This window comes from Cytobacillus sp. (genome assembly GCF_964223445.1).
Taxonomy (GTDB): Bacteria; Bacillota; Bacilli; order Bacillales; family Cytobacillaceae; genus Cytobacillus.
The window spans coordinates 36,605-49,444 of record NZ_CAXQGS010000136.1; the positions used below are offsets into that span (position 1 = coordinate 36,605).

Sequence of the window (12,840 nt, forward strand, 5' to 3'; positions counted from 1 at the left end):
GCTCAGCGCAAGCCCCCCTGTCACTGGATATCCGTGTCCCAGCCCTTTTATTCGAATACGATCAGCACATCGCCTTCATTAACAAAATCTCCTATGCTTACCTTCACTTCAGCTACTTTTCCAGCAGCTTCGCTTTCAACCGGAATCTCCATTTTCATTGATTCAAGCATTAATACTTCCTGGCCTGCATTAACCTCCTGACCCGCTTCGACCAAAACATTCAATACAGTACCTGCCATTGATGATGTAATTTCTTTCATTGTTATTTCCTCCTTTTAGTTAACGGCAAATGCCTTCTGCGCTAGAAATGATGTAGAATAATTCCCTTTACGGAAATCTTCGTCTTTTAATATTTCTTTAAATAAAGGTGCATTCGTTTTAATGCCTTCAATTTTAAGTCCATCAAAGAATTGCAAGGCATTTTCTATCGCTTCATCCCTTGTTTGACCAAATATAATGCATTTTGCGATCATTGGATCATAAAATGGGCTGACTGCTGTATTCGAAGCATATCCATAATCAACGCGTATTCGCGGAGAATCTGTCCATTCAAATTTAGACAATTTGCCAGGAGAAGGCATAAAGCTTACGGGATCCTCAGCATACAGTCTAAATTCAATTGAATGGCCAGACTGCTTAATGCTATTTTGCTGCAGCGGCAGCTTTTCACCTCTTGCTGCAAGCAGCTGCCACTCTACAAGATCCAGCCCAGTTACTTGTTCAGTTACGGGATGTTCAACCTGGAGTCTTGTGTTCATTTCAAGAAAATAAAAGTTCTCCTGCTCATCCACAATAAATTCAATTGTTCCGGCATTTTTATAATTGACCGCTTTGGCTGCAGTCAAAGCAGTATCATACATCTTTTGTTTTGTTTGCTCTGAAAGGAAAGGTGATGGTGATTCCTCCACTACTTTCTGATGTCTTCTTTGAATAGAGCAATCTCTTTCAAATAAATGTACGATATTCCCATAACGGTCACCAAACACCTGTATTTCGACATGTCTGGCATTCTCTATATATTTTTCGACAAATACTTCATCAGAACCAAAATAAGCTTTGGCGCGGGCTTTTGTGGAGTCGAAGGACTTAGTGAGCGCTTGCTCATTTTCACAGCGTACCATTCCAATTCCTCCGCCTCCTCCACTGGCCTTCAGCATGACTGGATAGCCCATAGAATTTGCAAGACTGCATGCTTCCTCAAGTGTGGATGTTCCCTCTCCGCTTCCTGGGACAACCGGTACTCCCGCGTCCTTCATAGTTTTGCGGGATACAATTTTATCCCCCATCAATTCAATGGTTTCAGGATCTGGTCCAATAAAAGCAATCCCTGCATCAAGTACAGCTCTTGCAAAGCCGGAGTTTTCTGATAAAAATCCATATCCAGGATGAATTCCATCCACATTTTCATTCTTTGCAATTTCCAGAATGGCTTCTGTCTTTAAATAAGATTTATTAACAGGCGGCTCACCTATACGGAAAGCATATGTAGCTTCTTTAACAAACGGAAGGTCTTTGTCTGCATCAGAATATATAGCAACAGTCTCAATTCCCATTTCACGGCAGGTTTTTATTATTCTTAAAGCAATTTCTCCCCTGTTGGCAATCAGAATTTTTCGCACAATCTGTCCCCTTTCTCATTGTAGTAATTCCTGCAATAATATATATTTCTACAATCTTCTGCCTATTTCCTGCTGTTTTTGTAAACGCTTTCTGATTTTTATAAAAAAACTAAAAATATATTAAGTTTTTCATATGTGCAGAATTTTTTGTTTACTTGTTATATAATAATAGATATAGAAAAAACCTTTCAATTATCAGGAAGGCATTATAAAGCGGTTACATCAGCAGAATTCCTATACATCGATGGCTAAGGGGGAAATTTTATGAACTATAAAGTTGAAAAATTAAAAGTAAATTATAAAACACTGGAAGAGTTTAAGAAATTCAAAGAGTATGGACTGCAGGAGCTGTCAATGCTTGAAGACCTTGAAGCTAATATTATTGAAAATGACAGTGAGTCGCCTTTCTACGGCATTTATTTTGGGGATAAGCTTGTAGCACGCATGAGCCTTTACCAGATAGAAGCAAGATTCGACCGATATTTCGAACCCGCACAGGATTATTTGGAGTTGTGGAAGCTTGAAGTCCTGCCTGACTATCAAAACAAAGGCTATGGCCAGACACTTGTAGAATTTTCCAAAGGGTTTGGACTTCCTATCAAAACAAATCCACGAGTAAAATCGAAAGCTTTCTGGGAGAAAATGGGATTCGAACCCGTCCATTATGATATGGAACGCGATTTGGGTGAGAATCCGCTGGCCTGGTTCCCGGCAGGAGTTAAAGAACAAACCCATTAAGCTGCTGTCCACTAAAGCTAAGACATTAAATAAGCGGACTAATTTTGTCCGCTTATTTCTATTTATTTACCGTTATCTATTTCTCCACCTTTTCAGGCTTTATATCGGGATTCACAGTAAAATTCAAGTTTTTGTGGCGGGTGCCGTCTTTTAGACCGACAATCTTTCTTGCACTTTCCATAATTTCTACCAGTGCTTTGTAATCCTGCTCCATCGTATTCAATTCTTTAATTAATTTTTCATTTTCCGCTGCCAGGTAGTACATTTGCTTCTCAAGCTCCTGAATGCGTTTTTTAGGAAAAGGATCTTCTGAGACAGCAGGCTTCTGAGCACTTTCATATAACTCTTTCAGGAATGAGACTAATTCCTCAAACTCGATAGTCCTTTTAATTGCCTGAACTGAGTTTTCATTTCTTTTTTCCGTCTTTTCCTCTGGAACAGCAGGTAGCTCATGATCTCTTTGAACAGCCTCCGGGTTTTTCTTCATTTCTTTTCTCTGTTTTTTTGCCAGTTCAATTCCTGTTTTATATTGTTTTCTTACATAGGAATTCCAGCGAAATCCGCAGGCAGCCGCGGTTCTGCTTAACTGTTTGCCAACTTCTTCAAATGCCTGAAGCTGAGTTCCTCCTTCACGTATATGTCGGAGCACAACTTCTGCAAGCAGCAAATCTTCATCTTGAGACCAAGCATCCTGACGTGTAGAAGACATCAGTGTATCCCTCCTAGTGTTTTTCTTTATACATATGCCAATGCTAGAAAAGATAGACTGATATCATATTATAAAGTGTAACTTTATTCACCATCAGGAAATTAATGGGTTATTGTTTATATCGGAAGAATATACTTAGCGCTTATTCAGGAAACTGTCAACTTTATTATGGTGTGCTTCTCCCTCCCATAAAACCGAACAGCGACGCACTTCTTGATCGATTCTCTCTTCTAAGCCAGCAGCAGTCCACTTTTTTACAAGAAGGTCTTTATAAGCTTCCAAAACCTCACTCTCAAGCCTGAGCATTTCTTCCAGAAAGCTCCTGCACCCGTCGATTGGATCCCCTTTTATTACAGAATGTATGAAACCTAATTCTTTTAATTCCTTATCAGAATATAATTTTGCTTCCATCAGCATTCTTAGGGCATTGGCAGGAAGCATCTTTTCCATAATGATGGAACCGCCGCCCCATCCGGTTGTTATGGCTAAGGTTCCCTGGATAAAACCGGCTTTTATTCCTGCATTGGCAATCCGGTAATCACATGCAGCAGCCAGCTCACAGCCGCCGCCGACAGCTGTTCCATTCAATATGGCAATAGTTGGTTTTGGAAGAAATAGTATTTTTTTTAAAAGACTAGCCATTCTGCTTAACATTCCAAATGCTTCATGTTCAGTCTTTAAGCTGTGAAAGGAAGATAGATCACCTCCTGAGCAAAAAGCACGGCCTCCCTCACCGGTAATCGCAAGTGCCTTAACTGATTTCTCTCCTGCTTTACGGAGTGAGATCTCAAGACCATCCATAACTTCATAGCTTATGGCATTTCTTTTCTCAGGCCTGTTAATCTTAAATACTAAAAGTCCATTCTCGAATTCTTCAATTATGTAAGGGTTCATGGCTGCCTCCTTGTATTTGGTTAAACTATTTTTAATATTAGCAAAAATACTCATAGACTTGTACTTATCGATGAGCCAAATCAATGCCAAAAAAACGACAAAAGCACAAGAACTAAGTTCTTGTGCTTTATATCTAAAGGATTAGTCGTTAACTACTTCTTTTCCTTTGTAAGTTCCGCAAGCTTTGCAAACGCGGTGAGCAAGTTTCATTTCACCACAGTTTGGGCATTCTACCATACCAGGAACCTGTAATTTAAAATGGGTACGACGTTTTCTCTTCGCAGTTTTAGATGTTCTTCTAAAAGGTACAGCCATTCTTCCCACCTCCTTAAAGAGTATTAGAGGATGTCCATAGGAATTGGACACACCCATTAAGAAAGTTATGAAGGCCAGAGCAAGCTGGTGTCTTCAAGTGCTTCTTGTTTTTCTTCCGTTATGAATCGGAAGAAGGATCATTCTGATCAAAAAATTGAGCAAGTCCGGCAAGACGAGGATCTACTTTATCCTGTTTATCCTGCTCCTGAATGACCTCCCAATCCTTGCCGGATTGAGGAGCTCCTTCTTCACTGCTGTCTTCGCAGAAAACTTGCATTGGGACTTCGAGTAAAAGGATTTCATGAAGGATCGGATTTAAATCAATCACATCCCCTTTTACCTGGTGAACCTCCTCTTCAGTCTCATAATCAAGACCTTTTAAGAGGAAAGTTTCGGTTGTTTCAACATTAATTGGATAATTTACGTCAACTAAAGTACGAGAACAAGGCAGTATTAAATGACCCTTTATATTTAAATGAAAAGTCACTTTGGCAGAATCGATATCCGCACGGCCCGTCACATGCATTGGTGATGCACCGCGTATTTCCGGATTCAGTTTCATGACCTCATCAACATTGACAGTTTCATCAATGGGAAAATCCTTGCTTCGATATTTTTGTAACTGACTTAAAGTCCATTTCATACGAATCACCCCAAGGCAACAAAGGTAATTATAGCCTTCCTATAATTATTTGTCAATATTTTTTCTTTACACTATAATGTAGCTAATATCCTACTATTGAAGGCTTCTTTAGTAAAAAAGTTTTTGCAGGATTTTTAGATTTTGTTTCTTAATACTTTTTCCAATACATTTCTTTTTAAACCTTTTCGAGGAGTATGTCAATATGAATGCAACAGGTGTAATTGTAGAATATAACCCTTTTCATAATGGCCATGCCTTTCATTTGGAGCAGGCAAAAGAATTCTCAGGTGCAGAAACCATCATTGCTGTCATGAGCGGCAACTTTCTGCAAAGGGGAGAACCTGCATTAGTTTCCAAATGGAAGCGTGCAGAAATGGCGCTAAGAGCTGGTGCAGACATTGTGTTTGAGCTTCCATACCAGTTTGCAGTTCAGCAGGCAGATATTTTTGCCAGCGGCGCTGTATCCATTTTAGAAGCTGCCGGCTGCAGGAGCCTTTGTTTCGGAAGTGAATCCGGTAATATGGAAAGCTTTCACCAAACGCTATCTTTTCTGGAGGAACATAATGCCGATTATCAGGAAAAGGTCAGAGTGCATCTGGATGCAGGCTTCAGCTATCCAAAAGCAACATCCATGGCGTTCCTGGACCTGAACCCCCAAGGTGAATTGGTAGACCTTTCAAAACCAAATAATATTCTTGGCTTTCAATATTTAAAATCAGCCAGAAGACAAAATTCATCGATGGAGCTTTTTACAATTGCAAGAAAAAGCGCAGGTTACCATGATGAACAATTTGCTTCAGATTCCATAGCAAGTGCAACAAGCATCAGAAAAGCACTTTTTTCCGAGAATGGAGAGATTGAATTCATTCGCCAATATGTTCCTGAAACTACATATCAGGGTTTACTCCACTATAAAAAAGAGTTTGGCGGATTTCACCAATGGGAACAATACTGGCCTTTTTTAAAATTCCGTCTGGTCCATCTTCAGCCAGAAAAGTTAAGAGGCATTTATGAAATGGAGGAAGGCCTTGAGCATAGATTTCTATCAGCAGCACTCCAGGCAGAAAGTTTTCAGCAGTTTATGGAAAAAATTAAAACGAAGAGGTACACCTGGACAAGGCTTCAGCGGGCTTGCGTACATATCCTCACGAATACAGAAAAATCAGAGATGCCCAATAAACCATTAAAAGCGAAATATTTGCATCTTTTGGGGATGTCCAAGAACGGCAGAAAGTATTTAAACAGGCATAAATCCGACTTAAAACTGCCGCTGATTTCAAGAATTTCTTCACATAATACACAAAAGCTGCATTTGGATATCAAAGCTTCCCGGGTATATGCAATGGGTATAGAGGGTGCTCGGGACCAAAATCTAATGCAGAAAGAATTTAATCAGCCGCCTATTATGCTTGATTAAATCATTAACTATATAATTTTATAAACTGACAGCAGAGTTTGTCAGTTTATAAAAATGAAAAGCCAGCGGCATTTCTTAATTGCCGCTGGCTTTTCATTGATTGGTGCATGTTCCAATTAATCCAGGTTCCTTAAATATTCAACCGCATCATCAAAAGTGTCCACAGGAATAATTTTCATATCAGTCTTGATATCCCTGGCTGTTGCAACAGCGGCTACATAATTTGAGTCTTCTGCTCCTTTTTCATTAGGGGCAAGGAAGATTTCTGCTCCGGCTTTGTCAGCGGCCACTATTTTTTGCTCGATGCCTCCTATTCTTCCGACTGTCCCTTCCGAATTAATAGTTCCGGTTCCAGCTATTTTATAGCCTCCAGTCAAATCTTCTTTTATAAGCTGATTGTAAATCTCAAGTGAAAACATCAGCCCGGCTGATGGGCCGCCAATTTCTTTACTGTCAATATTCACGGCTGGTTCGACCTCTATTTCTTTGTCATCGACCAGGGTGATTCCCACGCCCGGCTTTCCTGTTTCTTTAAGTGTCTTTAAAGGAATCGACGTTTCCTTAGTCTTATCCTGGCGTTCAAAGGTTAATGTTATTTCACTGCCTTCCTGTTTATTTGATACCATGCTGATAAATTCATCAGAGGACTTGAACTCCTTGCCACCCACTTTAAAAATGCGGTCACCAGCCTGCAGTTTGCCGTGAGCAGGCATATCAGGCAGCACATTAAGGACATATACGCCATTATAATGGTAATGAATAGGTATACCAGCTTTTTTATAGGCAGTTTCAATAGCAGCCACTTTGGAAGTTGCCATAAGATGCAGCTGCCGTACATTATATTCTTCTTCTGTTTCATTTTCGGAACGTATTTCTTCTTCAGGATATAGTTCCTGATACTTGCTGAATTTAGCAGCTACGTATGCATATATGTTAGCCCTTCCCATTCTTACAGTCGTCAGCATAAAACTGCCCTGTTCATCATTGCCGTTTTCAACCTCAATAATTGGTTCCAGCTCTTTAGCCATACCTGGCTTTGATACATAGTAAGGCAGATAATAAAACGAACTGACCAGAAGAATAACAGCCAGAACCAAGAAGGAACGGGTATAAAACTTGCTTCTCATCTATCAGGATGCTCCTTCCATTTAGTTATGTAATGATAAATACTGTCAATATGCTTTTTTGCTTCCTCTTCGCCGATATTGATGATTTCTTCAATATTGGTAAATGCACGGGAACTATACATCTCGACCCGGGGCCTGATCATAAAATCAGAAGCTATTTCCCGGTGAGTAACCAGCTCCATCTGCATGATATCCAGACTTTGCATAATAATGTCATAGATTGAAGTTATTTCGGCATTCGTTTTGACATGTGAGACATCGATTGCGATGATAATATCAGCCCCCATTTCTTTAACAACAGACACAGGAACCCTGTCCACTACTCCTCCGTCCACTAAAAGGCGTCCATTTAATTTTTCAGGCACAAATATGCCCGGGATGGAAATGCTTGCCCTTACAGCATCAGAAATCGGGCCGCTCTTAAAAACAACCTTTTCTCCAGTCATTAAATCAGTAGCCACAACATTGACAGGAATATCGAGGTCCTCAAGATTTTTTCCATGGGTAAATATACGGATCAGTTCCTTTACTCGTTTCCCTGCAATAAAACCCATTTTAGGCACGGTGAAATCTAAATAATACTTCCTTTTAAAAGCCTTGGAAAGCTTATATAAACGGTCAGCATCAAGCCCAGCCCCATAAAAGCAGCCTACCATGGCACCCATGCTGCTGCCGGCAATATAATCAATCGGTATGCCGGCTTCCTTCAAGACCTTGATGGCACCGAGGTGGGCGAATCCCCGAGCTCCTCCCGAACCAAGTGCCAAACCTATTTTCGGTCGCTGCAAAAGACTCCCCCCTCAAAACGCCAATGGCCGAACTTTGCCTTTAAGTTATTCTATTCTTTTTATTTCCAAAAGAAGCATACAATAAAAATCTTCAGCTGAAAATTCACATTTGCCTGTACCTAATTCTATGGTCTATTTTAAACTTCTATGAGTATATTGAGTTATATGGGGACAAGACTTTACAGCAAAAATTTGACCCTTGTATACCCTTGACATTAAATGAAAAAGGCCAGAGAAAATATATCTTCAAACGCTTCTTTATTTTATCATTGTTTAAAATCATTGCACAGTCAGTACAACTTGAGGGAGGCTTGTCCGTGTTTCGTTCCAAATTAAAAACGGTTACTCTTGCACTCTCTGTAACCTTAATGGCCATCTCATTAATTTCCTTTCCCCAGGAATCGGTTGATGCATCAATCAGGGGATTAAATATGTGGTGGGAAATTGTGTTTCCCTCATTGCTGCCCTTCTTCATTGTATCAGAAATGCTGATCGGCTTCGGTGTAGTAAAATTCATTGGGGTACTCCTTGAACCTTTGATGAGACCTTTATTCAGAGTACCTGGAGTTGGAGGGTTTGTTTGGGCAATGGGAATGGCTTCAGGCTATCCAGCCGGCGCCAAACTGACCGCAAGACTGCGGCAGGAAGGACAGCTCTCAAAAACAGAAGCAGAGCGCCTGGTTTCTTTTACTAATTGTTCAAATCCTTTGTTTATCTTCGGTGCTGTATCAGTTGGTTTTTTTAATAATGCCAAGCTTGGGGTAATATTGGCCCTGGCTCACTATCTCGGCAATATTACCGTCGGTTTATTAATGAGGTTCTACGGAAAAAAAACCAGACAGTCTCCCCCTGGCGCAAAGACATCAAAACCATCTTTACGGGCAGCCTTATCAGCTCTTCATCGGACAAGAATAAAAGATAATCGCCCGATAGGCAAGCTTCTTGGGGATGCAGTCATGTCATCCATCCAAACACTTTTGATGATAGGCGGATTTATCATATTATTCTCTGTTATTAACAAACTTCTATATCATCTTGGAATCACGGCATTCCTTGCTAAAGGCATAGAAGCTGTATTGTCAATATTCAGTCTGCCAGCAGAATTGAGCATCCCATTCATTTCAGGCTTATTTGAAATAACACTTGGCAGCCAGATGACAAGCCAGGTTCAGCAGGCAACATTAATGCAGCAGGTCATTATTGTCAGCTTTATACTCGCATTCAGCGGCTTCAGCGTACAGGCTCAGGTTGCAAGCATCCTGGCCCAAACTGATATTAATTTCAAGCCTTTCTTTTTTGCAAGAATCGTTCATGGCTTTGCAGCTGCCTTTTATGCATTCATCCTTTGGCAGCCAATTTATGAACGGTTTTACAATACGGAGCAGCCATCCAATGCCATACCGGTCGGGTTTTTTGAGAATAATTCATTTTTCGGAAAATTATTTGATGGAATAGCCGCTTCAGGACCGCTTATAACCATACTTGCACTTTCTGTTTATACCTTTATGCTCGCAAGGCGCTTGGACAAGAGATAACAAAAAACGGGTACCTATCAATCGGGCACCCGTTTTATATTATTCAAAGTACAATCTGCGGGTAAGACACCCCGCTTTATGTTTAGCTAAACTTGTTCTTAAGAGCTTTTTCTACAGTGTCAGGAACGAGTTCTGATATGTCCCCGTTATATTTTGCGACTTCTTTCACAATGCTTGAACTTAAGAACGAATACTGATTATTAGTCATGATAAAAAAGGTTTCCACTTCATCATTCAAGACTCTGTTCATGGATGTTATCTGCATTTCATATTCAAAATCAGAAACAGCCCGCAAGCCTCGGATGACAGCATTCGCATTAACAGATTTTGCATAATCCATCAGCAGCCCCTGAAACGAATCTACTTTAACATTTTTAATATCCCTTGTAACTTCTTCTATCAGCTGAATTCTTTCTTCAACAGTGAAAAGAGGTTTTTTTGAAGAGTTATTCAATACAACTACATAAACCTGTTCAAATACCTTTGCCGCCCTCTTAATAATATCCAGATGGCCATAAGTTATTGGATCGAAGCTGCCTGGACAAACCGCGATGCCGCCCATTGATATCCCCCTGTCATGTTCTTATTATGTATCGTTTTCCATAAGCATTCTAAGTATGTATTATTAAGCCCAGCTGTAAATAGAGATAGATATTATCCCGTAATTTTCCTGTTTCCGCTGAACCAGTCTCCCCACTGTATCAGGGAGCTCTACATCAGAACCATGTTCGCATAGAATCGTTCCCTGACCCGAAAGCAAATCATTCTCATCAATAACGTTCAGAAGCTTAAGAAGCTGCTGCTTGCGATAAGGCGGATCGAGAAATATATAATCGAAAACAAGATCTCTTTTTAATATTGCCTTAATGGCACGATCCGCATCATTTCGATATACTTCCACCTTTTCTTCAAAACCGCATGTCCGAATATTTTCATGGATGGTTTGGATGGCCTTTCCGTCCCTATCCACAAAAATGACCTTGTCTGCTCCTCTGCTGAGGGCTTCGATGCCAAGACCGCCGCTGCCCGCAAATAGATCAAGCCCATAGCCCCCGTCGAAATACGGCCCAATTATATTAAAAATAGCTTCTTTTACTTTATCAGTAGTCGGACGGGTTGAACTGCCCGGAACAGCTTTCAATATTTTCCCTTTTCTTGTTCCTGATACCACTCGCATACTATCACCGCTAACCTGAAAAATTTCAATTTCCCTGCCTGCTGAGAAGGGAAAACTGCTTTTTTCTATCCTATCCTACCATATCTTACAAATGGTAGCCACCCGGCAAATTGTAAGCGGAATCATCATCCGAAAAAAATATAACATGAAGTGTATATTGGTGAGGATTGTGGAAATAATGTAATTAACAGCATCTATTCGAGGATGTTGTTGCCAACCGCGGAGAAGACTTACGTTTCCCCATAAGTTCTTCCTCCGGTTTCTCCTCTCCCTTTGCCTTCTATCCTGAAAAGGATATAGAAGGACCCTGCATTTATCTGCAGGGCTTTTTATTTTGAATTTATTTAGCCCGGTTCGGAATTCAGCTGAATCTCGCCTTCTTTATCTTCAGCAGAGACTCCGAAGAGAGATTTAAACCATTGAATTTCCATAAATACGGTTCCGTTTTGATTGGTTAATGGATTTTCAAGCAGTCCATAGTCTTCTTCATTATAAATAAAAACATTTTTATTTAAATAAAACCGATAAATGTTATTCCCCTTTGACAAAAGCATCGTTTCCTCACTGGATAGGAACTTAACCTCATAACCTAATGCCTTCATCGTCACTGCAAACGGAAGAAGCCTCTTTCCATCCCTATAGATTAAATCAATGCTTGCTTTCTCAGCACCAGACACCAATAGTTTTTTTTCTTTCTGAAAATACAGAGGAACAACTGGAGCATCGCCTTTGGTATTCATCGTGAAAAAATGTGTATTAAGACCTTTCACATCACTTAAGAGCTTGTCCAGTTTTTCTGCATTCAAAGAATTCACCTTTATTGCTTTCATAAGAAAGGCTTTCAGCTGATCTTCGGTTAGCTCGCCCTGCAATTCCTGCAGGGCTGTGCTTCCTTTCGATGAAATGGGATTCATATCTAATAAGCCTGAGGTTAAAACATCGATTATCCACATTTGAGTGTTTTCTGCAAACTTTCTTTGAAACTGCAATGTAATAATATCCTTTTCCAGCATTTTGGCCTCAGTACGAGAAGATGCAATAAGGATATTTTCATCCTTATATTCAGGATATTGATCAGTAAAGATAATCGTCAAGAATGGAAAATTCCCAATGTCATTTAGTTTTTGGAAATTTAAGCTGGCTGCCTGTATGTCTTCTGAGTATACCTCTGCGTTGTTAATAGCTTTCTTCAACAGCGGTTTTTGCTGCCAGTAAAGTGTTGGAACATCCCCTGTGCCCTCGAAATAATAATAATCAATATGGTCTAATTTTTTTCGGGCTTTTAGCCGGATTCCCGCAGCCCATGAACCCTCTCTTTTGAAAGAATCCGTAAGAGTTATGGACAAGCCTTCAGCCTTTTTGCCGGGAATTTTCACAAACCAATTTGTTAACAATAATGCTTTATTTCTTTCATTTATCGGTACAGTATATTCAAATATCATCTGATCATCAGAAGAAAAAAAGGTAAAAGGATTTTCGTCTGCTGAATCACAGGCTTCTCCCGTTCCATTCTTGCATTTCCATTTAAATAGAGTGTCGGGAATAACAAGCCTATATTCTTCATGTGCCATGAGTCCGTTTATCTTTTGAGTGATTTTAAGTTCCTTTAAACGTGTTTCTACTGTGATTTCCTGTGTAATAGCCTCGGAACTCTCCAAGGCAATCGCATGCTCAGAATAAGCCTGCCACTGCCAAAACAGCATGCCTGAAATGATTCCAGACAAAATTAAAAAAATAAATAAAGATGCCTTCCACATTGCTATGCCCTCTTAATCAATTTCTTTTAACCTAACAATACCAAAGGGAAGGTCATCCGTCACATTTATTTTGTATAATTTGTATGAAATTTCATCTTTTATGCCCGGATAGAGTTTTTCA

Annotated in this window: 14 protein-coding genes; 3 read left to right on the forward strand and 11 right to left on the reverse strand. The window is 40.0% G+C overall.

Going from position 1 to position 12,840, the window contains the following annotated elements:
* Positions 1-47: 47 nt before the first annotated feature.
* Both ACEQ1T_RS24015 and ACEQ1T_RS24020 read right to left on the reverse strand, forming a co-directional pair.
* Complete coding sequence (locus tag ACEQ1T_RS24015) at positions 48-260, reverse strand: acetyl-CoA carboxylase biotin carboxyl carrier protein subunit (RefSeq protein ID WP_009330910.1); 213 nt, start codon at positions 258-260, stop codon at positions 48-50.
* 15 nt (positions 261-275) lie between these two features.
* Positions 276-1,619, reverse strand: a complete 1,344-nt coding sequence (locus ACEQ1T_RS24020; protein ID WP_206836105.1) for an acetyl/propionyl/methylcrotonyl-CoA carboxylase subunit alpha — start codon at positions 1,617-1,619, stop codon at positions 276-278.
* 264 nt (positions 1,620-1,883) lie between these two features.
* On the opposite strand from ACEQ1T_RS24020, the gene ACEQ1T_RS24025 reads away from it, so the two are divergent.
* A complete protein-coding gene (locus tag ACEQ1T_RS24025) occupies positions 1,884-2,357 on the forward strand; it encodes an N-acetyltransferase (RefSeq protein ID WP_370225087.1) in 474 nt (157 codons plus the stop codon).
* A 76-nt stretch (positions 2,358-2,433) separates the two neighbouring features.
* Here ACEQ1T_RS24025 and ACEQ1T_RS24030 read toward each other — a convergent pair whose 3' ends face one another.
* The 4 genes from ACEQ1T_RS24030 to ACEQ1T_RS24045 all read right to left on the reverse strand — a co-directional run bounded on the left by ACEQ1T_RS24030 (position 2,434) and on the right by ACEQ1T_RS24045 (position 4,918).
* The gene (locus ACEQ1T_RS24030) at positions 2,434-3,066 is read right to left on the reverse strand and encodes an RsfA family transcriptional regulator (protein WP_206836100.1); all 633 of its coding nucleotides are present in this window, start codon (positions 3,064-3,066) and stop codon (positions 2,434-2,436) included.
* A gap of 135 nt (positions 3,067-3,201) precedes the next feature.
* On the reverse strand, positions 3,202-3,960 hold the full coding sequence (locus ACEQ1T_RS24035; RefSeq protein WP_206836097.1) for an enoyl-CoA hydratase/isomerase family protein: 759 nt from the start codon (positions 3,958-3,960) through the stop codon (positions 3,202-3,204).
* Between the two features lie 141 nt (positions 3,961-4,101).
* Positions 4,102-4,275, reverse strand: a complete 174-nt coding sequence (rpmF, locus tag ACEQ1T_RS24040; RefSeq protein ID WP_009791160.1) for a 50S ribosomal protein L32 — start codon at positions 4,273-4,275, stop codon at positions 4,102-4,104.
* Positions 4,276-4,393: 118 nt separating this feature from the next.
* The gene (locus ACEQ1T_RS24045; protein WP_206836095.1) at positions 4,394-4,918 is read right to left on the reverse strand and encodes a DUF177 domain-containing protein; all 525 of its coding nucleotides are present in this window, start codon (positions 4,916-4,918) and stop codon (positions 4,394-4,396) included.
* 202 nt (positions 4,919-5,120) lie between these two features.
* On the opposite strand from ACEQ1T_RS24045, the gene ACEQ1T_RS24050 reads away from it, so the two are divergent.
* Complete coding sequence (locus ACEQ1T_RS24050) at positions 5,121-6,335, forward strand: nucleotidyltransferase (RefSeq protein WP_370225089.1); 1,215 nt, start codon at positions 5,121-5,123, stop codon at positions 6,333-6,335.
* A 116-nt stretch (positions 6,336-6,451) separates the two neighbouring features.
* Here ACEQ1T_RS24050 and ACEQ1T_RS24055 read toward each other — a convergent pair whose 3' ends face one another.
* Together ACEQ1T_RS24055 and ACEQ1T_RS24060 are read right to left on the reverse strand one after the other, a co-directional pair.
* Positions 6,452-7,462 (reverse strand): SepM family pheromone-processing serine protease, encoded by a 1,011-nt coding sequence (locus tag ACEQ1T_RS24055; protein ID WP_206836090.1) that lies wholly within the window; start codon positions 7,460-7,462, stop codon positions 6,452-6,454.
* Positions 7,459-8,250: a patatin-like phospholipase family protein gene (locus tag ACEQ1T_RS24060; protein ID WP_370225090.1), complete on the reverse strand. Its 792-nt coding sequence runs from the start codon at positions 8,248-8,250 to the stop codon at positions 7,459-7,461. The genes ACEQ1T_RS24055 and ACEQ1T_RS24060 overlap by 4 nt, the downstream gene beginning before the upstream one ends.
* 317 nt (positions 8,251-8,567) lie before the next feature.
* On the opposite strand from ACEQ1T_RS24060, the gene ylbJ reads away from it, so the two are divergent.
* Complete coding sequence (ylbJ, locus tag ACEQ1T_RS24065) at positions 8,568-9,785, forward strand: sporulation integral membrane protein YlbJ (protein ID WP_206836083.1); 1,218 nt, start codon at positions 8,568-8,570, stop codon at positions 9,783-9,785.
* Between the two features lie 82 nt (positions 9,786-9,867).
* On the opposite strand, the gene coaD is transcribed toward ylbJ, so the two are convergent.
* The 3 genes from coaD to ACEQ1T_RS24080 form a co-directional block, all read right to left on the reverse strand.
* A complete protein-coding gene (gene coaD / locus ACEQ1T_RS24070; protein WP_206836079.1) occupies positions 9,868-10,347 on the reverse strand; it encodes a pantetheine-phosphate adenylyltransferase in 480 nt (159 codons plus the stop codon).
* A gap of 63 nt (positions 10,348-10,410) precedes the next feature.
* Complete coding sequence (gene rsmD / locus ACEQ1T_RS24075) at positions 10,411-10,962, reverse strand: 16S rRNA (guanine(966)-N(2))-methyltransferase RsmD (RefSeq protein ID WP_206836077.1); 552 nt, start codon at positions 10,960-10,962, stop codon at positions 10,411-10,413.
* Between the two features lie 344 nt (positions 10,963-11,306).
* Positions 11,307-12,719 (reverse strand): stalk domain-containing protein, encoded by a 1,413-nt coding sequence (locus tag ACEQ1T_RS24080; RefSeq protein WP_370225092.1) that lies wholly within the window; start codon positions 12,717-12,719, stop codon positions 11,307-11,309.
* Positions 12,720-12,840: the final 121 nt, after the last annotated feature.

Bases quoted from the DNA above. Each gene is read 5' to 3' on its own strand.
- rsmD (WP_206836077.1), bottom strand. From the start codon at position 10,962: ATGCGAGTGGTATCAGGAACAAGAAAAGGGAAAATATTGAAAGCTGTT.
- ACEQ1T_RS24080 (WP_370225092.1), bottom strand. From the start codon at position 12,719: ATGTGGAAGGCATCTTTATTTATTTTTTTAATTTTGTCTGGAATCATT.
- ACEQ1T_RS24050 (WP_370225089.1), top strand. From the start codon at position 5,121: ATGAATGCAACAGGTGTAATTGTAGAATATAACCCTTTTCATAATGGC.
- ACEQ1T_RS24035 (WP_206836097.1), bottom strand. From the start codon at position 3,960: ATGAACCCTTACATAATTGAAGAATTCGAGAATGGACTTTTAGTATTT.
- rpmF (WP_009791160.1), bottom strand. From the start codon at position 4,275: ATGGCTGTACCTTTTAGAAGAACATCTAAAACTGCGAAGAGAAAACGT.
- ACEQ1T_RS24015 (WP_009330910.1), bottom strand. From the start codon at position 260: ATGAAAGAAATTACATCATCAATGGCAGGTACTGTATTGAATGTTTTG.
- ACEQ1T_RS24030 (WP_206836100.1), bottom strand. From the start codon at position 3,066: ATGTCTTCTACACGTCAGGATGCTTGGTCTCAAGATGAAGATTTGCTG.
- ACEQ1T_RS24045 (WP_206836095.1), bottom strand. From the start codon at position 4,918: ATGAAATGGACTTTAAGTCAGTTACAAAAATATCGAAGCAAGGATTTT.
- ACEQ1T_RS24055 (WP_206836090.1), bottom strand. From the start codon at position 7,462: ATGAGAAGCAAGTTTTATACCCGTTCCTTCTTGGTTCTGGCTGTTATT.
- coaD (WP_206836079.1), bottom strand. From the start codon at position 10,347: ATGGGCGGCATCGCGGTTTGTCCAGGCAGCTTCGATCCAATAACTTAT.
- ACEQ1T_RS24025 (WP_370225087.1), top strand. From the start codon at position 1,884: ATGAACTATAAAGTTGAAAAATTAAAAGTAAATTATAAAACACTGGAA.